Genomic DNA, 23,636 nt, shown 5'->3' with positions numbered 1-23,636 from the left:
ATATTAGCTAGGATTGTTTTTTATTAATGTTGATTATTTGTAGAATACTTTATCAACGTTATATTTCGCTTTGTATTCATTAATGATATACGTTTCGTAAATTTCTCTTTCTGTTGGATCTTCTACGATACATGCATCAATGCGGTATACTTCATCACGGTGATTTTTAATTGGTGAAACATTATCTTCAAAATGCTTCTTAATACGTTGTCTAATTTTACGAGCTTTACCTACGAAAAGTAGTTCGTCATTAATATTGTAAAACATAAAAATGCCGCCTTTATCTCTAGGGAACAAGTGGAAATCGATAAATCCATTAATTGGAGTAATGATTGGCTCGTCTCCTTTAATAACTTGTTTACGTTCAGTAATTGTAACATCAACTTCAGGGATACTAATTTTAATCAAGTTCATTCACGTCCTCTTTTATTATAAAGATAAATAATAGCATACATATGTAAGAAAAGCTACGTTCATAGGTATATTTCATTTTATAATTCAAATATTATAGGTGTATCATGTAAACTCTTCTTCCAAATCATATGATCACTTGATTCTCCCCAATAATCTTTCAGTACATAACTAGGCTCTCCAAACTTCTTTGTCCATATACTTTGCGCTTTTCTGTATCCACTATCTAAACAGAATTCTGTTATTCCTCTGCTAAGTAACGTAAGAAACATTGTATGTAGCAGTAAACTCCCGATACCCTTTCTTTGATACTCTGGAAGTATAAATACAGTTCCTATTTCATACAAATCCTTAAGTACACCACCTGTACAACTATTAATCAATGTACTTGCTGGACCAACTTCAATTGTTCCAATGATTTTATCGTTATTTGTATCAATCGCTAATAAAAAGTAACGACTTTCTCCGTTACTTTCAAAATCACTTTTCAAATACCGCTTTTTTGAGTTAATTTCATTTTCTATGTCATCCAATAATTGTGACAATCCTTCATTTTTGTATGTATTCGTAATAACGATACGGAAAAATAAATATAGTTCATCTACATCATTCAAATTCGGTCTTCTAACTGCAACGTTAGTCATGAATGCATTCTCCAATCTTCATTATGCCATTGTCAATACAACACTTTACATAATCTATTCATCATTATTCTGCAAAAACCTGCATAAATCCAGCAGTATAGAAAGCTCAGTATAAATATCAATAAAATAATTTTTATATCCATAGTTGTATGAACAGCAGGACCAAGTACCGGAAAGCGGAAAACATCGAGAACGATCATAATACCTATAAGTAGACAAGTTGCTGAAAAAGAAACAATCCAAATTCTTTTCTTTAATTTTAAAAAGGATACCCCTAAGGCTAGACCTAATAAGCCTGTAGTAAAAGGAAAAACAATTAGTTCACTGGGCTCAATAATAAATAATAGAAGAATAGTAAGAATATAAGAAAGTATTCCCTCACGAATAGAATAGAAAATAGCAAAAAAAATCGGTAATGTCGAAAATGGACTAATGAGCAAACCTATACCAGGAATTAAGTTCCCCGCTGCTTGAAACATGGTAGCCAATGCACTCATCAAAGCTGTAAGTACTAATTTATTCGCAAGGGACAATTTCCTTTTATGAACAAAGCTTGTATCATGCTCTATCATCAGTTGATACCAATAACGTACAAACCGATTCATTAAAATACCCCCTAAAGATACCTCATTCATTACTTTCTATATTATTCGTACACATACGGTTTATGAGTTACTTTCTGCAAGTTAATAGATGCTCATACATTGAAGATTTTTAGGGGGATAAGTTAAGTCGTGCGTTTTGGGAACAGAATGAATTCCTTATATTATATTTTTAGACTGATAATTTGTATCGTATTAAGGGATAATTTCAAAAATGGTACCTTTATTAAAATCAGTTACTTTCATAGAACCGTAAACTCCTAAATATAATTTAGTTTGATTCAAATTTGTTCCTAAACTCATATAATAAGCTGCTTGCGTACCAAAATCATAATTGGTTTCAATAGCATGAAAATCAGCATGTTTACCGTCTGTACCTGCTCTAGTATATGCTAAAACACCTTTAACTGGCGGTCGAGAATCTTCTTTCTTAGCAAGGTCAGTAAACACTACGCTACCTGTTAAATTTGGAATTGCATTTCCCATATATGGCTGAACTCCTGTAAGGGAAGTTCCTCCAAACTTATCGGGTCTGGAATCTTGATGAAAATAACTAAGTAGAGGCAGAATACGCCTCGCTGAAGTTTGTATTGTTTCATCATAATAAGTCATTGTTCTTTCATCCAAAGTCTGATTTTCGGAACAATGCCGTATAAAAGAAGTAGGTAAATCCCCTTCCCATCCTCTCCAACCAAAATTGATAAACCCATCTTGATTGGGAGTGAGCCTCATAAAATGCATTTGAACAAGTTCTGTAACCGGTATAGGTTTATATTGAACAAATGAAAAAATAGACTCTACAATATCTTGTCCGACATTTCCGGCGTATTTGATATATTGATTATAAAACCTTTGAAATGAAATGCCGGTTATATTACGTACTCCTTTTGCAATTACTGTAAGTGTTTCTTGTATAGATAAAGGAAGTTCATCGAAGCGTGTAACTACAGGAGGGTTATTTATAAATGTATTTTTACTTACATCGATTTCAATTATTTTACCTGCTATTTCTAAATCATCTTGGCTTAAGTTAAATGGATCATAACCTGATCCGCCATCTCCATTTGTAAAAACAAGTTTTCCAGTCTCAGGTGAAAAGTTTAAACTATTGACTCCGTTATGATTAAAAAATGGTCTTCTTACATTCAGTAATGTTCGTCGCTTTTGAGCTTGACCATTAGGTTGTAAAGTCCATTCTTCCACAGTATCAATGTGATCATATTGCGTATTTCTATTAACCCACTTTAAATTTAATGTTTTAGGGTCACAAGGATTAGGTTTAAATTGTTCAGAAAGTGCACCTGGCCCTTGAGTTCCGGCTACTGAATAATGTAGATAAAATAACCTATTTTGATAAAATTGTGGATGGAACGCAAGTCCTAGCAATCCGCGTTCATCATAACCGCTACTAGAAACACCTTCTTCAAATGTACCTAATTTAATAATTAGGTGACGAATATCTAAAAATATCTTTATAACTCCATTCCCTATGTAAAAAATCTCTCCTAATTGGGTTGCGATAAATAGTCTTTCGGTCGATTCGCCTGGAAGTATTGTTGTTTTCAATACGGTTGGTAAATTTATATTATGAACAATGGGTCGTAAACTAACTTTAACTTTTGTCAATTAACTGTACACCCCTTTTTCTTCTTTTTATAGAAGAATATGATTAGAGTAGTTCTGTTAGTATCAAATAAGTCGTATTCCTTTTTATTACAATTTTGTATATAATATAATTATAAATAATATGGGGGACGAACTATGATAATCGTACTACAAATCATCTTACCACTAATTTTCGCAGTCTATTTATTTACCCCCTATCATAACGGGACGTATGGATCAGCTTCATTCATTTTAGCAGTCATGATAGGAATTTTCGGTTTAGAGAATATTTTTCAATATGCTAGTCTAACAGATCATGCTATTTATCCATATTGGGGAAGTTTGAAGGCTGTTGTTATCGTTTTATCAGTCGTATTTCTATTTAAAAAAGGTGGTTTAACAGGAAAATATTGATTTGTAATGCGTTACATATTTTCTTGTTAAATTGCTTTTATTTTATAAAAGAAGAAATATTTATGTGAAAACAAGAAGGGATGTGTTACATATGTCTATAAATATTATTTCAATAATCTCTATCATAATATGGATTGTGTTAATTACAGAACTTATAAAACCTTCAAAAGAACAGAATGGACGAAAAATAGTAACTTTAGTAACTGCTGGTTCCGTATCAACACTTATTTTGACGGTTTCATTTATTCAAAATATCCCGTTTTGGAATTAATAGTGATATTCATAACAAAAATATGTATAAATAAAAAGATTAGGATTCACTCCTAATCTTTTTATATTTTGAGGTAGCACCATATGCCCAGCAAGCTAAGGTCTTGAAGTAGACCCTAAACAAAATTTTAAATTTTTCTAAAGTTATTTATGTGAATTCAAATCGTTTTCAGGAACATATGTGATCCTTTTATAATTTGAAGTTCTTTTTAAGCTTCTTATATTTTCTGTACGAACGTCTAACAATGTTTAACATAAAATACGGTATTTTAACGGGGAAAGGCAATTTATAAATGAAAGGAAAATAAAAGGTGAAATATGCCTTTTCTAGGTCTCTCCACTTACTATCTTCTTTTGTTTTTAAGAAATCAGATACATCGACTACATATCCCCTTCCTTTTTCCATCATCACATTTTTCCCGTGAACATCACAAGGAGTTAACCCTTGTTCCCTCGCATACTCTAAAGCCTCATTAATATCAAGTATTACTTGCTTAGGAATTTTAATTCCCTTATGAATAGCATCGTATAAGGTAATTTCTTTTAAACGTTTCAATACTATGAAATTTTCTCCTTTATATATAAGCTTTGAATAAGAAGGATGATCTCCAATTCTTCGGTATACTTCTGACTCTTTTTCAATTCCTTCTCCTTCTCGCACGTAAACTTTCACTACCCAATCTTTGTATTCTTTGTGCATGAATACTGCGGCATAATTACCTGTTCCTAAACACTTCCAAAGTCTAGGAATATCTTTAACTACTACAGGCTCGAATTCATCCTCACTTCTTATACTTACCTCTTTTAATAATTCGTCCTTTATCAATCCCACAAAACTATTTATACTCATCATTCCCACTCCGGTTTTGCTAAAAGGGGGCCCACCCACATTTTAACGAAAATATACACTAAGCGAATTTTAGCATAAAACGAGTCATCTTTCTTCTTAAAATAAAAAGCTAACTCGTTTTATTTAAACTGTTGAATACTTAATATCTATTCCGTTATTCATAGCCAAAAACCGTACGATATAAAAATATTTCTAACTATTTTCATTTTTTCAGAGTCAATTGTATAGGGCTTTTCTTAGTACAAGTTCTCTTAGTAAATTACCTATACAAAATCTATATTACTCTATTTTATAATCTAAAACATTGTTTAGAAGTGTAGCAAAGGTTTGTTAATGGTTCCATTCTTGTTCCAATACTATCTTTGTTAGCTAAAACTTTTATTGTTTTAATAGTCTTTTGTTTAATTCCCACAATGCTGTTTTGTTGCTATCCCATTTCAAAAACGTTACTGCTTCCTCAAAGCATAACCATTTATAATTGAAGTGTTCTTTAGATAATGATATGTTTTTTGTAGGGACTTTAACTCCAAAAGAAAATTCTTTTATTACATAAACCTCTTCTCCCCAAAGGAATCCTCCAACTACATCTTCTACTGATAGTGAAGACACCGAATCTAATTGTATATATGGACATTCTCTTGTAATACCAGCCTCTTCAAATGCTTCCCGTTTTGCTGATTCAATAGGAATCTCACCGTCTTCTCCGCCACCAGCTATTCCTTGCCAATAACCATAATCACTTCGGTTAAAAATGGCATATTGAATAGAATCGGCAGTTTTTATATAAGGAAATATCAATACTTGATATGGCGCTCTCATTACTTAACCTCCTCTCGAAAATAAGTTTTAAAGCAATATGAATAAAGAGCCGACATCACAATTCTACATTATTAATGCAGGTTTATAATGTCGGCCCTCTATTTTTAAATAATTTTATTTTTCATAAACATGCTTACTCTTAACAGAGGAAAAACTACTTATTCTCTGTCGAATTTGTTTAGCATGGTTTTTCATAAATGTTAGCAGTACTCCATATTATTCAATTGCGCCAGCAACGTCATAATCATTTAAATCTAATTCAATCGGTTGTCCGAGCGCTAGTTTAGCAAGTTCCGCTCCTAAGTATGGACCAGCTGTTAAACCCGAAGCCCCTAATCCATTCGCAACGAGAATTCCTTCAAAGTTAGGTAGTGGCCCGATAACAGGTAAGAATCCTGGTGTGAATGGTCTGAATCCAACTCTCGTTTCAAGCATTGTAGCATTTTCTAAGCCAGGTGCAACTGCTAATGCCTTATGGAATACTTCATGTAAACCACCTGCTGTTACACGATGATCGAAACCAGTATCATTCTCATGTGTTGCACCAATTACGACATGACCATTGTCAAACGTTAAAATATATTGATCGTTCGGTGGCATAACAACTGGCATATTTTCTGTTGCTGTATTTTCAATTTGCAGATGAACAATTTGTCCTTTTTGGAATGTAACTAAGAAATTAATTCCTAATGGGTTCAAGATTTCATTCGCCCATGCGCCTGCAGTTACAATAACCTTTTCTGCTAAAATTGTTTCATCGTTTACTGTAACTCCAGTAATATGATTTCCTTCACGGACTAATATGGCATCGCCTTTTATAAAAGTTGCACCATGTTTTTTCGCAGCACTTATTAATGCATTGCGTAATAATCTTCCATTCACTCGTGCAGCACCACTAATATGAACAGAACTATATTCGTCTGATAATGCTGGGAATAATTTTTTTGTTTCTTCAGCTGATAAGCGAGTTATTTCACCAATCTCTGGGGCATCTTCACGTCGTTTATAAGCTCGCTCTTCCATTTGATCTAACTTTTTCTCGTCAGTATGTAAACTAATTGCACCTACACGATTATATCCTGTGTCAGTTTCACCGTCTTCTTCTAATTGCTGAATTAACGAAGAATAGTAACGTGCACCGCCTTTAACGATTTTATACCATGCTTTATTACGACGCTGTGATAGCCATGGACATACAATACCTGCTCCTGCATCAGTTGCTTGCCCTAATTGTTGGCGATCCACGATAGTAACATTCGCACCTGCCTTAGCAAGATGATAAGCAGTAGACGCTCCTAAAATTCCAGATCCAACTACAATATACGATTTCATTTCAAACACCTTTTCTCTTTTGCTAATTATATAAATATAAGAACATTCCTTAGTATAATGGAAGGAATGCTTTTTTCAATGCACTCATCACAATTAATTGTTGCAGCATTGTGACTTTCTTAATCATTATTTTTTCTTCTTACGGAATAATTCAATTGTTTTATAGCCTTGTGAAAGGATCTCTATCATTTTCTCTAGACGTTTTTCACGTGTTTTTTCTTGTTTTACAGAAAAAAGATTACGTGCCCAATCTTTCTGATATCCAGGCGTTAAACTTTGATAAAACTTAAGTTCATTCGGGTGATTTGTTAATAATGCTTCAACATCTTTAATTCGATCTGCATAATCGGCAACACATTGACTCATAGCAGATGTTTTCGTTGTTTTTTTCTTTTCACGTTTTAAACCTACAACAGTAAAGACTTCATCCATACTTACCATTCGTGCAAATTTAATATCGCTTTCTCCCACATAACCATCTTCTCCAACGTTTAATGCCGGAAACATCTCATCACGGTGAATAAACGTACTATAACGAGCATTACCTTTTTTCGGATATGCGAAGAATACGTAACCTTTTTCAATTAGTAATTCTTCATTACTAATAATAAAATTCGTTTGTTTCACCATTTCATCAAGCGTTTCTACAAATATAAAGATAGCATCGTGTTCTTTTGAGAATGCAGTTTCTTTACCTGTAAAAATGTCATAATCGCTTGGTTCGTTAATAACGACCATATTTGTATACTTATTAAGTTTCAATTTATCAATAACTGACATAATAATCTTCCTTTACATTCAAAGTTCATTGTACATACTTTTTCGTACTGTTCTAGTGTATTATATGTATTAAGAAAATCAAACTTTAAATCGTATTATTCTGCTGCAAAAGAACATAATTCTTTACTAGATGGGGTGGTTTTATGCCATATGTAATCCGAGATGAAGGGCTAGTTTTACAAGGGGATGATGGAAAAGAACCAATTTTTCATACATATGAAGAAGCTGAGGAAACATTAAAAACATTAACTATACCGTAGTTTCCGAAACATATTAGAAGAAAACCATTTACACCAAAAATAATAAAGATAGCCGCTTCTGAATAAGAACCGGCTATCTTTATTATTCATAACTTAATAGCAAATAAAGTATATAAAAACTCTTTATATTGATCTTCTGTAATTTCACGCTTAGTTTTTTCCCCATGAATAATTTCGGTTAAACTTGTATTCGTTAATGAAATATGGCCAGAGTTCGTCAACTTTACTGCAATTGGTCCTTTATTAAAAATAGACTTCTCATCTTCTATCACTCTTCTTTGAACATCATTTACTACTATCTCATCAATATTATGTTTATAAAAAGCATGACAAACTTTCCATTCTCCATCAGTATCTATTCTTTCTAAAACATAATTTCCTTTACTCGTAGCTTTTTGTCTCACCCGGTACGAACCATTTTTTGAAGAAACAGACTTACCAGTAAAAGGTACAGGAACAAGAGGTACTAACGAAGCTATACCTACATCAATTAAATACTGTACATTATCATAAGTTAAAATAATTGTTATATGGCCATCCTCAAGTGCCCATGCATTTATATCGTTTTTATAAACCGTACCTAATGCCAGTTGTACATCATAGCCACAGTCTCTTAAAAAATAGTAAAAAAGAGTGTTTAATTCGTAGCAAAGTCCACCACGGGAACTAGTTAAAATTTTCTCTCGCAAGTTTTCCGGAGAGATTTGATTCGTATTTCGTGCTATAACATCTAAATTCTCAAATGGTATAGTATGCGCAAACGAAAAGAGTATGGTAGGTAATTCTTCAATCGTTACATCATTACGTTTTTTAAGATTTAATCTTGTGAAAAGCTGATCTTGTAAACTTGTCATATTTAGCACCCCTTAAAAATTTATAAGTTAAAATAATATATGCTGATTGTAAATTTTAAGGGGCACTGTAACAATGTACATTTCATTTAACTGTACCGGTACAAAAATTACGATTCACGAGGTAAATTAATAGAAGGCGTCATTACAAATGTCTTTTCTGTAATTACTTCTTTTTGGGGCAAATCAAAAGCTACGAATATAAATTTAATAGTTTATCTATAGGCAAATTATTAATATCACTTAAATCAACAAAATATTGAAGTTGCCACGTTTGGCTCTTTTTAGCTTGATTGCTAACAGTGGTATCCCAAACAGGATAAATTCTCATTGCCATTTTCCCTGTTTGACTTGGTGTTCTCAATATTTTTTCTTTAAGAAGAATCTCTTTAGGGAAAATAAATTGCCCTAGTTTATTATCAGCAATACACGTGATTACTAATAAATCAGGAGCAGCTTCATAAGAGAAAGCTCTATTTCGCATATTTTCATCTTTCTCCCAAAAAGAAACAAATTGCCCAATTTTATTAGGAGTAACTTTTGATTTTCTAAAACGAATGGTTTTGTTATTTAAGTGGAATAAACATCCGGCATATTCTGCGTTTTGCTTTTCTTCTTTTAGATTCGTAATCATTAAGTTGTTAGGTTTGTAAACTATATTATTTGAATTTTGGATTATATTATTAAAATTGTTCAAAAAAACTCCCCCTTTATTCATCTCTTAGTTTACCACAAACATCAGTTCTTCTATATCGTATATAATTATGAACTAAGTGAAATGGGGGAATTTAGCAGGATATAATTATTACTTTAATGTACTTAGTTTTTCAATTGCTTGTTGTTCAGTTGCTAAGTAAAAAATGTCATTCCCTTTATTACATTCATAAATAAAATCCTTTAAGCTTTTACTAGTATACATAGAGAAATCTCCAACAATAGCAATCTTTACCTTGTAGTTTATAAACTTTTGAAGGATATCACCCGCAAGCCGTGTTTTTAGGTCAAAGAAATCTTCACTTATTAAAGATTTATGAATAATAATATGTTTCGCATCTACCTCATATTGAACTGTTGCCATAGTATCTAATGCAGACTGAACATCCGATATTAATACCTTATCATTTCTAATGACCGCAATATTGATTCCATCGATTACTATTTTCTTTATTTCCATAGTCCCACCCCTTTATAATTTACACAGTATAAGTAAAATTGTTTTACAAAACTTTGTATTAATCATAGATTAAATTAGCCACAGCTATTAAAATCGCCTCTATTTTTTATTACTAATACGGTCAATGAAATTAATGATAGTTTCTCTTTTTTATATTTTCGAATATATATGAGATTACTTTTACTTGTTATAAAAATATTGTGGAGTAACATAACTTAACAAACTATCCAAAGTGTTAATCTCGGCATACGGTTGTATTTTGGTAGTATTCTTGATCTTCTGAGGGTTAAACCACACACCTTTTATATTTACATTTTGAGGACCAGCAATATCCTTTTCTAAGTCATCACCAACAAATAAAGTATTTTCCGGCTGTAAATTTAGCTTATTTAATGCTAGTTCGAATATACGTTTATCAGGTTTACTAAATCCTACTTCTTCAGAAATAATGATTGTTTCAAAATACCTATTTAAATTCGTGTTAAATATTTTAGCTTTTTGCCTCTGAGTTGAGCCATTTGTTATAATTCCAACTTTAAAGTGCTTCTTTATTTGATTTAAGAAATGAATAGTATTTTGGTCTATTGAAAAACATCTAGGGAAATTATTATTCCAAAAATCTTGGATGTAATTGCGTGGCAATCTATACTTCGGCGTGAATTCATCAAGCAATGATTCTAAAACTGTCGTTTTATTACTTATGCCATATTCTCTTTTATCGTATTCTTTGAATTTCTGTAACATGTTGCTTTTAGCCGCACCATCTACATTTTCATAACACTTTTCTAAAACAATTAAAAATAATGCCTCTACTGCTTTATCCCTATCAAGTAATGTATCATCTAAATCAAACAGCATCGCTTTATAACCCATCAAATCATTTCACAACCTTTCTAGCATTATAAAAATCTCTCCAAGTTTGTACCTTTAAACTTTTGGTTTAGCAAGAACATTGTTATGTAGTGATTAACGATTAAATAGAAACTAGATGAAAGAAATCCAAAGTTCTTGGCACACACTCTAGTATTACGGTAGCTTCTTCTATATTGAAATTCCTTTTCCTCTTTTGGTAAAGAAGCAAAAGTATATTTTCGTAAATATTAATCGTACATCAATTCATACGATAAGTTTTTTTAAGCAATTATTTCTCCATATAAAAGTAATATAGCTAATAATACTTTTTGATAGTAAACATCCTATGAAGTTTACTACTGTATCTCCACATAAACTCCAGATTGTACGGCTATAATGACTACCAGAGGTGATATTATGAAAAACTATCATATCCTCGTGGTTGAGGACGATCAAGAAATTCAGGAATTAATTAAACAATTTTTAATGACACAGCATTATACAGTGGTAGTCGCTTCAGATGGACTAGAGGGTATGACACAATTTAATAAGCAATCATTTGATTTAATTCTTCTAGATGTTATGATGCCCAATCTTAATGGGTTTGAAGTTTCTAAAATGATTCGAAGTCAGTCAAACGTACCAATTATTATGCTAACTGCGTTGGAAGAAGAGGAAGATCAAATGAAAGGATTCGATCTTGGGATCGATGATTATATAACAAAACCCTTTTCATTTCATGTTTTGATTAGACGAGTCGAAGCTGTACTTAGAAGAAGTTATGATAAAAATGTAAATAATCATTTGATATTTAAAGAAGTTCGTATCGATGTGGATGCATATAGAGTGTATGTAAATGACGTTGAAATTATATTAACGACAAAAGAGTTTGAAATTCTACAACTACTATTTCAAAATGAGAGAAAAGTACTTACAAGAGAAAATATCGTAGAGAAGGTTTGGGGCTACGATTATTTTGGAGAAACACGAATAATTGATACACATATTAAAAATCTACGTAAAAAATTAGCTATCCCTTATATTAAAACAATAAAGGGTATTGGTTATAAAATTGATGAATAGTATTGTGAAACTTATGAAGATGAAGCAAATCACTTATAAACTCTTTATGACTACATCTCTCATTTTGTTATCCTTTGCAGTATTGATTTATTTAACTTTATACTTCTTTCTCCCTACATTTTATGAGCAATATAAAACAGATCAACTTCAAATAGGGATAAACGAAATCATTGATAAGTCTAAAAATCTTACGTTTCAAGATGCGATACCACTTTTTGATGAATACGCAAAAAAAAATAATGCGATGCTTTACCTTCAAAATAAAGAAGGGGTAATTATTTACTCTCCTTCGTTTTCTTTTATTCAAAGTGGTACGCAAAAAACAGTAGTTACTAAAGCAACACGATTCGAGAATGCAAGTACCCTTAGCAATTCATATAACGTTACGAAACCAATTCAATTCCAAGATGGTAGTTTAACGCTTATAGTCTTTGCTACATTTCAACCGATTGATGAAGCTTCACAGGTTTTAGTACGCTTTCTCCCCTATATTAGTATCATTGTACTCGTAATTGGTATAGGGAGTGCTTATTTTTATTCCAGGTTTATTACAAAGCCACTTATTTATATTAATGAAGGTGCACAAAAGATGGCAAATTTAGATTTCTCCGAAAAAATTGAGGTTCGCTCTACAGATGAGTTAGGAGAATTGTCTAATAGTTTGAATGACATGTCTATTAACTTACAACAAGCTATGTTTGATTTAAAAAAAGCAAATGAACAATTAAAAAATGATATTGAAAAAGAAAGAGAAATAGAAACAAAACGCAGAGAGTTTTTTGCGATTGTAGCACATGAATTAAAGTCCCCTCTTACTGTAATGAAAGGCTACTTAGAAGGGATGATTTACAATATTGGCCCTTATCAAAATCGCGATCAATATTTAAAGAAAAATCATCAAATTATTGAAAGTATGGAACAATTAGTTCGTGAAATTTTAAGCGTATCGAAATTAGAACAACACACCTTCAAACTAAAAGTAGAGGAAGTTAATCCTTCAAAGTTAATAGGTACAATCACAAAAGATCTCGAATTTTTTGCTTCTCAAAAAAGCATCGAAATAATAAAAGAAATTGATTCTGATCTTTCTATTTATACAGATTGTGCTCTTTTAGAAAAAGCATGTAAAAATATTATTCACAATGCGGTTATGTATTCACCACATAATGAAAAAGTCTATATAAAGTTAAGCGAGAATTCTAAACAAGATCAAATCGAAATACAAATTACAAATACAGGTATCAATATTAAAGATGAAGATATACAACAAATTTTCAAACCATTTTATCGTATTGAAAAATCAAGGAATCGAAATACTGGAGGAAGTGGTTTGGGGCTATATATTGTTAAACAAATTCTTGAAACGCTAGATATAAAGTATTCAATAAAAAATATGGAACATAGTGTGCAATTTTGCATAAGGATTCCATTATCTAGACCAAAAACAAACAACCTCCCCTCTTAGTAGGACGAGTTTGTTTGTTTTTGTAGTAACTATAGACTTATCAGGAACTAATAGGCTGGCTTTTCGTTTTAAATGAAACGATATTCTTGTTTACGATTCTTTAATATACAATCATCATAGGCACTCTTCGCAGCCTGAATTTGCTCTTCTTTTGTATTTCGGTGTATTAAAGCATCCTCTACAATTGCAATTTGATTATCAAACATTTCGTGAAAATCTATTTCACAATCCATTGATTTTGTGTATCTGAGAAAGTAATTTTTCAGTTTCAAACCCAATGATATTAAAGTCATCGATTTATTGTATATTAAATAAAAAGTACAATCCTTTCCGATAATTATTCAGTAAGAGTTGTACCCTTGGTATAGATTTATCTGTAATTATTATGAATGGGTTGAAACAAATCCTCGTGGCTAGTTCGAACAACAGAAAAATTATCTACATTTAATTCTTGTTGTACATCAATAATACGCAAGGCATGTTTCAATATAAAAACTCCTTTATGTAACATATTTATGTTATCCATAGCTTTTCTCATTTTTATAATCATAATGTCGCCATCTAGTATTTTTAGAAACTATTTCACTATAAACTTAATAAGTAATATTGTTATAAACTAATAGGACAGACACTATTCGACAGGGCTCTAGGTCTTTTAACAAGTTCTCCTTGGCAATTAGGACATACATTGTTCATTAATTTTGTACACTCCTCACAAAATGTACATTCATGTGTACAAATAAAGGCTAATGATTGCGCCTCAATCTTCTTATTGCATTTCTCGCAATGTTTTCTCATCTCAAGTCCCATTTCAATTCCTCCAATAACATTATTTTCATGATATACTTAAAATTATAAATTTTAAATAATTTTGTTTAAATACAAATTATGAGTTATTTCATCTGGTAAACTTAAAAATTTAATTTATTATACGTATTTTACATTAAATAAAAAGGAGTTATTGAGAATGGATCACATTGACCAAAAAATTATATATATACTGCAAGAAGATGGACGGGTATCTATGACTGAGCTCGGAAAAATGGTTAACTTATCGACACCTGCTGTAAAAGAAAGAGTTAAAAAGTTAGAAGATAAAAGTATAATTACCGCCTATAGGGCAGTTATAAACCCAGAAAAGTTGAATAAGAATGTAACGGCTTTTGTATTGTTTGAATCAAAAAAATGTAAGCAATTCAGGGATTTTTGCAAAGAAAATCCCATGGTTTTTGAGTGCCACAGATTAGCTGGACAATATAGTTATTTGGTGAAAATAATCACTGAATCCGTGCATCAGTTAGAAGAATTTATCGATGATTCTATGGAGTTCGGCTATCCATCAACTTTAATTAACTTATCATCACCAGTTCAATATAGAAGTATTTCTTAATTTGGGATTTCAAGGATTTTTACGTCATGCTGCATATAGCAATTGAACTAACATAAAAAAATATAACGGACAAAACAGGCTATTCTTTCTATACAATAATAGGAAAGAATAGCTTTTTCAATAAATTGAGACCACGCTAAAGAATAATAAGTGTTCACATTTTGAATGTAGTAAATACATTTATGACACTATCCGATTTTGATGTTTTAATATGGTAATGCTTCATCCCTCTTGCTTTTTTATGCTATAAAATATGGTTGTGTTTCACTCTCCAAAGGGTTGAATCCTAGTTTTCAAGAGAGAAAAACGGATGAACTTTAATCCCCTTCTTCTAGTTTGCTACGATGAAATCTAGGTGTGTTTTCCACGCTAAAAAATTGATGCAGCCTCAGAAAGCCCTAACGGGATAGTTTCTTGTCTTTATTAAGTTCATTCTACTTGTTTCATTTGTGTTTCGTATTGAATATATAGTTACTAGAATGAACTGGAATAGATCTAATAAAACATAATAATATTTAAAAAACTTATCTTTTTGTCATAAACAAGTTTTATTATTTTGATGATGAAGTAGTCCCTTCATTTAGCGGATGCAGAACATTCGACTTGAACCTTCCTATATATGTGAAACAATATTTATAGCTCACCTACGGAAGTAAGCATAATTTTTGATTTCAATTTCAAACTTTCAGATTAATTTGGAATTCTTTTATGATAAGCTATATGTAAAGATTAAACATAAAACATAAAGGATGATTCGTATGCAAATAAGACCAAAGGTAAGTGAATATAACTCCTATTATGCAACGTATACCAACTTGGTATCAGACGGAAATATCATACATATTCTAGAACAACAAATGAAGGAAACGAATCTTTTGTTACAGGGAATTTCTAATAGTGAGGGACTTTTCCGGTATGCTCCTACTAAATGGAGTATAAAAGAAGTAATCGGTCATATAGCAGATACAGAACGGATTATGGCGTATCGATTGTTATCAATCGCTCGAGGCGAGACAGCAGAACTTCCAGGCTATAATGATGATATGTATGTTCTTAGAGCTGCTTTTGATAAGCAATCTATGCGAGATCTTCTTGAGAATTTAATAGTTGTTCGCCAATCTACCCTGTATTTACTTAGAAGCTTAGATAAAGAAGCTTGGTCACAAAGAGGAAATGCGAATAATTCTGAAGTTACAGTTCGTGCATTAGCATACATCATTGCTGGTCATGAGCTTCATCATCTTCAAATTATAAAAGAACGTTACCTTGGTTCTGATGTATATCCAGCAACTTAATATTTGAAGAAAAAGATTCCTATTTATGTAGGGCTCTTTTTCAGAATTTATAACGGATTAGCGCTTAGAACCATGGCAATTAAATGTCTTTATTTATAAAATTCACCACATAATATATATGTTATCCCCTCTTATTCTGTACATAATTTTCTTTAGGCTGATATACTATAAACACAATAGTTCTGGAAAGGTGATGATATTATGTATGAACAACAAAATGATAGAGATAGAGATCAAAAAATGATGTTTTCTATGCAAGGAGTTCCCACAAATAAAATTAACATGAATCAATTACCTAAATGGATTAGAATTTTTGGCTATTGCGCGTTTGGTTGGATGATAGTATTTAGTTTAATTATGATTGTAGGTTTAGTTCTGCAATAACTATACGATACATAGGGAAACGGGACATCATTTAGATCATACATCTAGGTAATGTCCCGTTTTTTATGTGTAATTATCCCATGATATAGGTAACCAATTATAATAAAAAGAACTTGTAGGATATTCTACAAGTTCTTTTTCAAATATTATTAAAACGGGAACGACAAACTATTTTAACATTCAGTACAGGGAGACCATTTTGATTATGGCTTGATTTTATTATAAATCAAATATAAGCTTTTGAAAGGTCTAGTTTTTGAAAAATATGTGAATTAAACAGCTACGATGTTTATATTAGATTTCATTTATGACTAACTTCTTCTTACTTAAATACACTGCACGATCTGATTTTTTAGCAACCTCCTGTGAGTGCGTCACAACAATAATGCATTTATTCTCTTTATGTGCAAGTTCTTGAAACAGTTCTATTATATCCATTGCGGTTTCCTCGTCGAGGTTTCCTGTCGGCTCATCTGCAATCAGTAAATCAACATTACAAGATAGTGCTCGAGCAATTGCTACACGCTGTTGTTGCCCGCCACTTAGTTGCAGGACGTTTCGTTTCGCTTCAGCTTCTGAGAGTCCTACCCTCTCTAATAATTCTAATGCTCTTGCTGTTTTATTTTGCACTTTAACACCTGTAATTTCCATTGCTGTTAAGACGTTTTGAAGAGCGGTCATATAGGTAATTAAGTTATAAGATTGGAAAATTACAGATACATTTTGATTACGGTATCGATCCAAACCAATTTTTCTAATATCTTTGCCATTATACAGTACATAACCATTTTTAGGGACATCCAGTCCACAACCTAAGCTCAGAGTTGTGGTTTTACCAGATCCAGATGGTCCTAAAATCGTGTAGAAATGTCCTTTTTGAAAAGAAAAGTTAACATTATCTAGTATCGCTACATTTTTCCCATTACTTTCATAATAATAATCCAAATTTTTAAACTGTAAAATCGTCTCCATATCGAGCCTCCTCATTCATCTTTTAAAAGAATTTGTTTTGGGTTTAAACGTAGAATAGATAATGCCGGAAGAAGCGTTGCTATTATAGCAATAGCTAGTCCAATTCCACCCATTTTTCCTACATCTTCTCCTGTTACACTTACATCAATTTTATCAATTGGATCTTCTTTTTGATTTTGTAGAGTACCGCCGGGTCCAGCCATCATTACAGTACCATGTTGCGAGGTATCTGTTTCTTCGCTTGCAGTAGCAATTTCATTCGAAAGTAAATTATCCCCGATATATTGAGAAACTTTAGCTCCTGTTGTTATGGATAATCCAAATGCTAAAATAGCGACACACACTACTTCTACTACGAATTGCGCCATCAGTTTCCACTTTTTCTCTCCAATAGACAATAGAATTCCCATTTCTTTACGACGCCCTTTAATTGATAGCATAATGATTAATCCTAAAATGATCGCACCTGCAATCGATACAATATAAATAATCATTTGAGAAGTCGAAGAGATATTTTCGATAGGACCAATCATTTGCTTGTACAATGAATCATGCGCATCTAATTTATAATAATTAAAATCAATATTAGATTTTTTTGCTTCTTTTTTAAATGAATCAATATATTGTGGGTCATTCAAGAAATACACGACTTGAACACTACTTATACCTTGGTCTACTTCTAATTTTTTCATAGTTGAATACGGCATATATAGTTTATTAGCTGGATCCATAATAGGAGGAGCCTGTTGACCCATTGCTTGCTCATTTGTTTCGTAAATACCAATAATTTCAACCTCAAGGGTTTCCTTCTTATCCCCTGATTGCACGTTAACTTTGTCTCCTACTTTCAAATTGTTTAATTCCGCTAATCGTTTTTCCATTAAAGCTACATTCTGGTCCTTCATTTGCTCTGTTATTGGCTTTCCATCAATGATTTTACTTTTTCTGTTTTTAAAGCTTTCTTGTAATGCAGTCTTGCGAACTCCCTCAATCATAAAAGAAGCATTCATATCTATTTCTGTACCAGAGCTTGAACCGCCTCGCACAGCCGCCATTCCGGCTTTACCTTTTCCTTCTTCTTCTGAAGCTCCTACTAGTTTAAGTCCATCAGAAATACCAAAAGTGTTAGCTATGTAATTATAGTCTTTTACATACTTGGATTTCGCTAATTGATCTGTTTCTTTTGTATCGAGCTGCGGTGGATTTGGCATTTCTCCAGTTCCCTTAGCTTTTTGACCTAATTTGTCGAAATCAAGACCTAAAGTAACATCTGCACCAAGTTTTTTTCTCGCAGCATCCGCTGCTTTTTTTGACGCATTTTGGATTGTGAAACCTGAAAGAACCAAATTTGTAACAATCAGAAAAACTGCCATCAAAATTAATGATGTTCCTATCCTTTTTTTCATACTGAGAATTGCTCGTTTCATAAAATTCATTTTTTCTTACCTCCTTGATAACTTGTATTCTATATAGGTTATCTAGAGTTTATATGGAGCTAATCGGTAGTTTAACTAGAGATACAAGGAGTTTATGTGTAGTTATTTACCTGTTCCAAAAAAGCTAGAACACAAATTCAAAAACTCAGTCGTTTTTGAATTTCGGTAAGGAGTTAGTCAATTTAAGAGACTTATAGAAAAGAGAGGTTAAGCTTAATTTAATGTATATAATATAAAAAATATATTTATTGTATAATTTCTATACAATAAATATAGAGAACCTATTTGTGAATATTTATTTGAGAATTGTAAGTACCTCATAGAAATTACATCTTTTAATAAGAAAAGAAGCAAGTTAACATTCTTTTATATGGATAAGAATATTAACTTGCTTCTTAAATTTTAGTATAAATTATTTATTGTAAGCTTTATAATATAATATGCAAATTTATCACCTGTTTTTATAATTCAAGCACCTACTATTAGGAAAAGAGAATATTTTATAATTAATTTACAACATAAATTTTGTCCATGTTTTAAACAATATGTATTTTGGAGGAGGTTAATTTGATTTTTTCAAAACTCATTGATCGGTACGCCTTATATGATTTACACAAAAAAAGAAGTGTAGCGTTTCAGTATACTTCCCTATCTAACACTTCATTAAATATAAAGGACATAGAATCTTTTTATAACGTAAAACCATCCTATATTCATTTTGACATTAAGCATTCAAAACAGGAAAAGGAATACATGGTTGGGCAATTCAAATATAAAAGTTCGGTTCAATCCGGTGATTCACGCAACGACTCTGTAACTGGGGAATTATTCTTACATAAAAATGAAAATGCACCTCATGTTATCTTTGTTCACGGTTGGAGAATGGATTCTAACGAACGTGTGAAAAAAATATTCCACGATCATATGACCAGCCTGAAGTGGAATATGTATTATTTCACTCTACCCTATCATTTTGAAAGAAAACCCGATCAATCCTTTTTCAGTGGAGAGTATATGGTAAGTGCAAATATTGAACGAACAGTACAAGCAACTAGACAAGCTGTAGCTGATTTACGAGCTTTGATTAAATGGATTAAAGCAAATAAAAATGGTCCCCTGATTCTAATAGGAATTAGTTTAGGTGGATTTATTACTAACTTAACCTCTCTTGTTGAAGAAGAAATTGATGTGTTAGCATCCATTTTCTATGCAAATCGACTTTCTTATTCAATTTGGAATACAACTCCAGGTAAATTTATTAGAGAAGACTTGGAACATCATGGTGTAACGTATGATGATTTAATAGATTATTGGAAAATCACTGAACCGAGTCAAGCATTACCAAAAGTAAAAAAAGAAAATATTTTATTGATTTCAGGTAAGCACGATCTATATGTGCATTCTGAGGATACAGACTACTTGTGGGAATCTTGGGAAAGGCCTACACGATATATTTATACATGTGGGCATGCCGGGATAGTTCTTAAACGTAAAAAAATTGCAACTGATACAATCAATTTTATTCAAAATCGATTGAACTCCCTGCACTTGTCCAATGACAGGTCTTAAATTGTGAGATTACTAAGTACAAAATCTTATACTTATATTGTTATATTTTTTACTAGTCACCTTTGTAAATCTTAGCCCTAAGCCTTACACGATTGAAAATGAAATAAAATAAATAACTAAGGAACTAATTTACCATGTGGAAAAACATTGGTCAGCATTTTCACCAGTGGTCCCTGTATATGCAATATTACATACAAAAATCTTTATTTATTACGTTATTAATTTAAAAATAAATTATTCATCCATTAATCTATACCATCCGTATTTACATTTATGGATACCCTAATTACATATGAAAAAGAGAGAAGAACATTGGTTAGTTCTTCTCTTTTTGTTTATTTTTAAAATAACTATCTATAAAATTTTGCTTTTTATAATTCTTCATGAGTCTAGAAAAGAAATTTTTCTAATGTACATAATTACAACGACATTAAAACACTTTGCTCTTAAATCCGCTACTTGTATTATTAATTGCATGAAACTCCTTCTTGAGAAAGGTTTTAATTTCCGAATATTCTGTTGACCGTTATAACATATCCAATTTACAATTTAATTGTGGTGTTCTTTCACAATTAAACTACTTCGAATACACTTCATTTATTTGAAAACAATTACAAATAGAGGTGCTAAAATGAAAACTAGAGTAAATCCAGAATTATTACAAGGGTTAGAGATGTTTCCGGATCTCGATTTACGCCCAGAAAATTTGCAATCAATCAGAGAAGGAATAGCTCAAATGAGACCACCTACCGTTGTTGATGACTCCCTTTCTTTAATAGATAAAGTCATTGTTGGGCCTGATGATAATCCGTTACCATTACGAATTTATCGTCCAAAATCAAATCATGAATCTTTACCTGTCTTATTATGGATACATGGTGGAGGTTATATCTTAGGGTCTATAGATGATAACGATGATACTTGTATGAGGTTTGCAAAAGAAGCTAGCTGTGTGGTCGTGTCTGTAGACTACCGCTTAGCACCTGAACACCCTTACCCAGCACCAATTGAGGATTGTTATTCAGCTTTAAAATGGATTGCTGATAATGCAAAGTCATTAAACATTGATTCGAATCGAATTGGAGTTGCAGGAGTAAGCGCTGGCGGTGGACTAACAGCAGCATTATCATTATTAGCACGAGATCGAAAATATCCTTCAATTTGTTTACAAATGCCACTATATCCAATGATTGATGACCGAAATAATACACCTTCAGCGAATGAAATTAAAGAAGGATTTGTTTGGAACCAAAAGGCAAATGAAGCTGGCTGGAAAATGTATTTAGGAGAAATGTATGGAATGGATCAAATCCCTGCATATGCAGCGCCTTCTCGAGCTGAGGATTATAGTGACTTACCGTATACTTACACATTTGTAGGTCAATTAGATCCATTCCGAAGCGAAACATTAACCTATATAAGCAAACTAGCGCAAGCTGGTGTTGATGTCGAGTTTCATTTATATCCAAATGCCTATCACTGGTTTGAAGGGTTAAACCCAAATGCCGATGTATCTATTTATGCTGTGAACGAAATAGTACAAGCAATAAAAACTGGGTTCAAACGAGTATCTAAGGTTGAGGCTTAATCCCATTACAAGAGAAACACTCATAAATAGTATACATTTGTGAGTGTTATTATCATTTAAATATAATAGCCGATTCTCATTTGAAATCGGCTATTAATATGTAAAATCCGCCTAATATATCAAGGTTGAGAAACAGATATAAGATGTTTAGACGATGTATTTATTTCCTCTGCCAATGCTTTTATGTTCATCATGATTTGAAGTATTTCTTCTTTTGTTGTCCTTGGGTTGATAGAGCAAAGTCGAATTACTACTTTTTCTTTTAATTTAGTCGTACTTAGCATAGCAAATCCTCTTTGATTAATTTCTTCCACCAATTTTTTGTTTATTTCATGAATTGTATCTGTAGATGTTAGCTCACATGGAATATAACGAAAAGTAACAATTCCTAATTGGGCAGGTGTTACTACTTCCCAATCTTTTTCTTTCCTTAAAAATTCTTCAACTTGTTCAGCTAGCATAATGCCATGATCAATTGCCTCACGAAAAGCTGTAACTCCGAATGTTTTAAAAGAAAGCCATACCTTTAATGCTCTAAATCTACGAGAAAGTTCAATTCCACGCTCCCCAAAGTTCACTTTTTCTTCTATATTAGTTTCCGTATCCCTAATATACTCTGGGATCATACGAAACGTTTCACTTAAATATTGACTATTTCGAATGAGTACACAACCAACATCATAAGGCTGAAAAAGCCATTTATGCGGATCTAACGTCAAAGAATCAACACGATGAATTCCTCTTAACAACTCTCTTCCTTTTTCGCTGAGAATTGCTGCAGCTCCATAAGCCCCATCCGCGTGTAGCCATATATCTTCATCACCACATACATCAGCCAATTCATCGAGGGAGTCCACCGCTCCGCAATTCGTTGTCCCTGCATTCGCAATAACACAAAATGGTTTTTTCCCTTTTAATCGATCTTCTTTTATTTGCTTTCTTAAAGTACTAACTGAAATTTTTAAATCTTCATCTGTCTCAATTCGGCAAATTTGATGCTGTTTAAAACCTAATACTTTAAGTGCTCGATCTACAGAAAAATGAGTTTGGTTAGAAAAATAAACAATCGCATTTTCGATTTCATTATTCAACTTAACCTGTCTTGCTACAGTAAGTGCAGTCAAATTAGCCATGGAACCGCCACTGACAAATAGTCCTTCAGCTGATTCAGGGAATCCTAGCATTGATTTTAACCAGTTAATTGTCGTTAATTCAATTTGTTCGGCACCTGCACCTACTATCCAAGCTGTAGGAAATACATTAAACCCACTTGCTAAAAAATCTGCTAATACACCAACATAATTATTAGGACCTGGCACAAAAGCCATAAAATGAGGATGATCCACATGAGTAATTTGATTAAACACATTGTTATTAAGAAAATGAAGTAATTCTTTTGGATTAGATCCGTTTTCCGGAATCTTTTCAATTAGCTTGTCTCTAAAAATATTACTATCAATCGTTTCTGAAACTGGTTTACTTTTTAAATGATTCATATGATCAACAATCAAGTCAACCGCTTGATATCCTAACTGACGCATCTCTTCGGCTGATAACTGCAAATTTTTTGTCATTTGGTTTGCTCCTATT

26 protein-coding genes and 1 pseudogene are annotated in these 23,636 nt (G+C 32.0%); 10 read left to right on the top strand and 17 right to left on the bottom strand.

Annotated elements, in window-relative coordinates:
• Positions 1-33: 33 nt before the first annotated feature.
• The 4 genes from CQ064_RS22865 to CQ064_RS22850 form a co-directional block, all read right to left on the bottom strand.
• Entirely contained in the window at positions 34-414 is a 381-nt protein-coding gene (locus CQ064_RS22865; protein WP_001048947.1) for a nucleotide excision repair endonuclease, read from the bottom strand.
• 77 nt (positions 415-491) lie between these two features.
• Positions 492-1,055, bottom strand: coding sequence for a GNAT family N-acetyltransferase (locus CQ064_RS22860; protein WP_000185964.1), 564 nt, complete (start codon positions 1,053-1,055; stop codon positions 492-494).
• A 32-nt stretch (positions 1,056-1,087) separates the two neighbouring features.
• Positions 1,088-1,660, bottom strand: coding sequence for a hypothetical protein (locus tag CQ064_RS22855; protein ID WP_001079231.1), 573 nt, complete (start codon positions 1,658-1,660; stop codon positions 1,088-1,090).
• 192 nt (positions 1,661-1,852) lie between these two features.
• The gene (locus CQ064_RS22850) at positions 1,853-3,283 is read right to left on the bottom strand and encodes a PQQ-dependent sugar dehydrogenase (protein WP_000169996.1); all 1,431 of its coding nucleotides are present in this window, start codon (positions 3,281-3,283) and stop codon (positions 1,853-1,855) included.
• 135 nt (positions 3,284-3,418) lie between these two features.
• Between CQ064_RS22850 and CQ064_RS22845 the strand changes: the two genes are divergently transcribed.
• Positions 3,419-3,676, top strand: coding sequence for a hypothetical protein (locus CQ064_RS22845; protein WP_000587707.1), 258 nt, complete (start codon positions 3,419-3,421; stop codon positions 3,674-3,676).
• A gap of 91 nt (positions 3,677-3,767) precedes the next feature.
• Entirely contained in the window at positions 3,768-3,947 is a 180-nt protein-coding gene (locus CQ064_RS22840; protein WP_000026312.1) for a hypothetical protein, read from the top strand.
• Positions 3,948-4,136: 189 nt separating this feature from the next.
• Here the strand turns inward: CQ064_RS22840 and CQ064_RS22835 are convergent, their stop codons facing one another.
• From CQ064_RS22835 to CQ064_RS22820, 4 genes are all read right to left on the bottom strand, one after another.
• Positions 4,137-4,796 carry a protein kinase family protein gene (locus tag CQ064_RS22835; RefSeq protein WP_000026522.1) on the bottom strand — a complete coding sequence of 220 codons (660 nt, stop codon included), beginning with the start codon at positions 4,794-4,796 and terminating at the stop codon, positions 4,137-4,139.
• A 378-nt stretch (positions 4,797-5,174) separates the two neighbouring features.
• Positions 5,175-5,615: an NUDIX hydrolase gene (locus CQ064_RS22830; protein WP_001202588.1), complete on the bottom strand. Its 441-nt coding sequence runs from the start codon at positions 5,613-5,615 to the stop codon at positions 5,175-5,177.
• 216 nt (positions 5,616-5,831) lie between these two features.
• Positions 5,832-6,947, bottom strand: coding sequence for an NAD(P)/FAD-dependent oxidoreductase (locus CQ064_RS22825; protein WP_000844382.1), 1,116 nt, complete (start codon positions 6,945-6,947; stop codon positions 5,832-5,834).
• 126 nt (positions 6,948-7,073) lie between these two features.
• A complete protein-coding gene (locus CQ064_RS22820; protein ID WP_000110846.1) occupies positions 7,074-7,727 on the bottom strand; it encodes a YdeI/OmpD-associated family protein in 654 nt (217 codons plus the stop codon).
• 143 nt (positions 7,728-7,870) lie between these two features.
• Between CQ064_RS22820 and CQ064_RS34125 the strand changes: the two are divergent.
• Positions 7,871-8,053: pseudogene (locus CQ064_RS34125) on the top strand (hypothetical protein).
• A 20-nt stretch (positions 8,054-8,073) separates the two neighbouring features.
• Here CQ064_RS34125 and CQ064_RS22815 read toward each other — a convergent pair.
• The 4 genes from CQ064_RS22815 to CQ064_RS22795 form a co-directional block, all read right to left on the bottom strand.
• Positions 8,074-8,841, bottom strand: coding sequence for an arylamine N-acetyltransferase family protein (locus CQ064_RS22815; RefSeq protein ID WP_000202752.1), 768 nt, complete (start codon positions 8,839-8,841; stop codon positions 8,074-8,076).
• A gap of 190 nt (positions 8,842-9,031) precedes the next feature.
• Complete coding sequence (locus CQ064_RS22810; protein WP_080546060.1) at positions 9,032-9,556, bottom strand: MepB family protein; 525 nt, start codon at positions 9,554-9,556, stop codon at positions 9,032-9,034.
• A gap of 87 nt (positions 9,557-9,643) precedes the next feature.
• A complete protein-coding gene (locus CQ064_RS22805) occupies positions 9,644-10,012 on the bottom strand; it encodes a DUF4180 domain-containing protein (protein ID WP_000403388.1) in 369 nt (122 codons plus the stop codon).
• 180 nt (positions 10,013-10,192) lie between these two features.
• On the bottom strand, positions 10,193-10,885 hold the full coding sequence (locus CQ064_RS22795) for an HAD family hydrolase (RefSeq protein WP_000540718.1): 693 nt from the start codon (positions 10,883-10,885) through the stop codon (positions 10,193-10,195).
• Between the two features lie 396 nt (positions 10,886-11,281).
• Here CQ064_RS22795 and CQ064_RS22790 point away from each other — a divergent pair, with 396 nt between their 5' ends.
• Both CQ064_RS22790 and CQ064_RS22785 read left to right on the top strand, forming a co-directional pair.
• Complete coding sequence (locus tag CQ064_RS22790; protein WP_000800727.1) at positions 11,282-11,947, top strand: response regulator transcription factor; 666 nt, start codon at positions 11,282-11,284, stop codon at positions 11,945-11,947.
• A complete protein-coding gene (locus tag CQ064_RS22785) occupies positions 11,940-13,412 on the top strand; it encodes a sensor histidine kinase (protein ID WP_001084882.1) in 1,473 nt (490 codons plus the stop codon). Before CQ064_RS22790 ends, CQ064_RS22785 begins: the two co-directional genes overlap by 8 nt.
• Before the next feature lie 68 nt (positions 13,413-13,480).
• Here the strand turns inward: CQ064_RS22785 and CQ064_RS33720 are convergent, their stop codons facing one another.
• Together CQ064_RS33720 and CQ064_RS22775 are read right to left on the bottom strand one after the other, a co-directional pair.
• Positions 13,481-13,618 carry a hypothetical protein gene (locus CQ064_RS33720; protein WP_003274441.1) on the bottom strand — a complete coding sequence of 46 codons (138 nt, stop codon included), beginning with the start codon at positions 13,616-13,618 and terminating at the stop codon, positions 13,481-13,483.
• 403 nt (positions 13,619-14,021) lie between these two features.
• Positions 14,022-14,222 (bottom strand): DUF1272 domain-containing protein, encoded by a 201-nt coding sequence (locus tag CQ064_RS22775; protein ID WP_000522150.1) that lies wholly within the window; start codon positions 14,220-14,222, stop codon positions 14,022-14,024.
• A gap of 157 nt (positions 14,223-14,379) precedes the next feature.
• Here CQ064_RS22775 and CQ064_RS22770 point away from each other — a divergent pair, with 157 nt between their 5' ends.
• From CQ064_RS22770 to CQ064_RS22760, 3 genes are all read left to right on the top strand, one after another.
• Complete coding sequence (locus tag CQ064_RS22770; protein WP_000349584.1) at positions 14,380-14,802, top strand: Lrp/AsnC family transcriptional regulator; 423 nt, start codon at positions 14,380-14,382, stop codon at positions 14,800-14,802.
• 758 nt (positions 14,803-15,560) lie between these two features.
• Complete coding sequence (locus tag CQ064_RS22765; RefSeq protein WP_001167128.1) at positions 15,561-16,097, top strand: DinB family protein; 537 nt, start codon at positions 15,561-15,563, stop codon at positions 16,095-16,097.
• Between the two features lie 201 nt (positions 16,098-16,298).
• Complete coding sequence (locus CQ064_RS22760; RefSeq protein WP_000273220.1) at positions 16,299-16,481, top strand: hypothetical protein; 183 nt, start codon at positions 16,299-16,301, stop codon at positions 16,479-16,481.
• Between the two features lie 294 nt (positions 16,482-16,775).
• On the opposite strand, the gene CQ064_RS22755 is transcribed toward CQ064_RS22760, so the two are convergent.
• Both CQ064_RS22755 and CQ064_RS22750 read right to left on the bottom strand, forming a co-directional pair.
• Complete coding sequence (locus CQ064_RS22755) at positions 16,776-17,453, bottom strand: ABC transporter ATP-binding protein (RefSeq protein ID WP_000447851.1); 678 nt, start codon at positions 17,451-17,453, stop codon at positions 16,776-16,778.
• 11 nt (positions 17,454-17,464) lie between these two features.
• Positions 17,465-18,889, bottom strand: coding sequence for an ABC transporter permease (locus tag CQ064_RS22750; protein ID WP_001010225.1), 1,425 nt, complete (start codon positions 18,887-18,889; stop codon positions 17,465-17,467).
• 567 nt (positions 18,890-19,456) lie between these two features.
• On the opposite strand from CQ064_RS22750, the gene CQ064_RS22745 reads away from it, so the two are divergent.
• On the top strand, positions 19,457-20,458 hold the full coding sequence (locus tag CQ064_RS22745; protein ID WP_000577721.1) for an alpha/beta hydrolase: 1,002 nt from the start codon (positions 19,457-19,459) through the stop codon (positions 20,456-20,458).
• 631 nt (positions 20,459-21,089) lie between these two features.
• Complete coding sequence (locus tag CQ064_RS22740) at positions 21,090-22,046, top strand: alpha/beta hydrolase (RefSeq protein ID WP_000857931.1); 957 nt, start codon at positions 21,090-21,092, stop codon at positions 22,044-22,046.
• A gap of 119 nt (positions 22,047-22,165) precedes the next feature.
• On the opposite strand, the gene CQ064_RS22735 is transcribed toward CQ064_RS22740, so the two are convergent.
• On the bottom strand, positions 22,166-23,620 hold the full coding sequence (locus CQ064_RS22735; protein WP_000164806.1) for a pyridoxal phosphate-dependent decarboxylase family protein: 1,455 nt from the start codon (positions 23,618-23,620) through the stop codon (positions 22,166-22,168).
• Positions 23,621-23,636 lie beyond the last annotated feature (16 nt).

Source organism: Bacillus sp. MYb78 (assembly GCF_002975115.1).
In the GTDB taxonomy this organism is placed as follows: Bacteria; Bacillota; Bacilli; order Bacillales; family Bacillaceae_G; genus Bacillus_A; species Bacillus_A cereus.
This window is presented reverse-complemented; position numbering and strand designations above follow the sequence as displayed.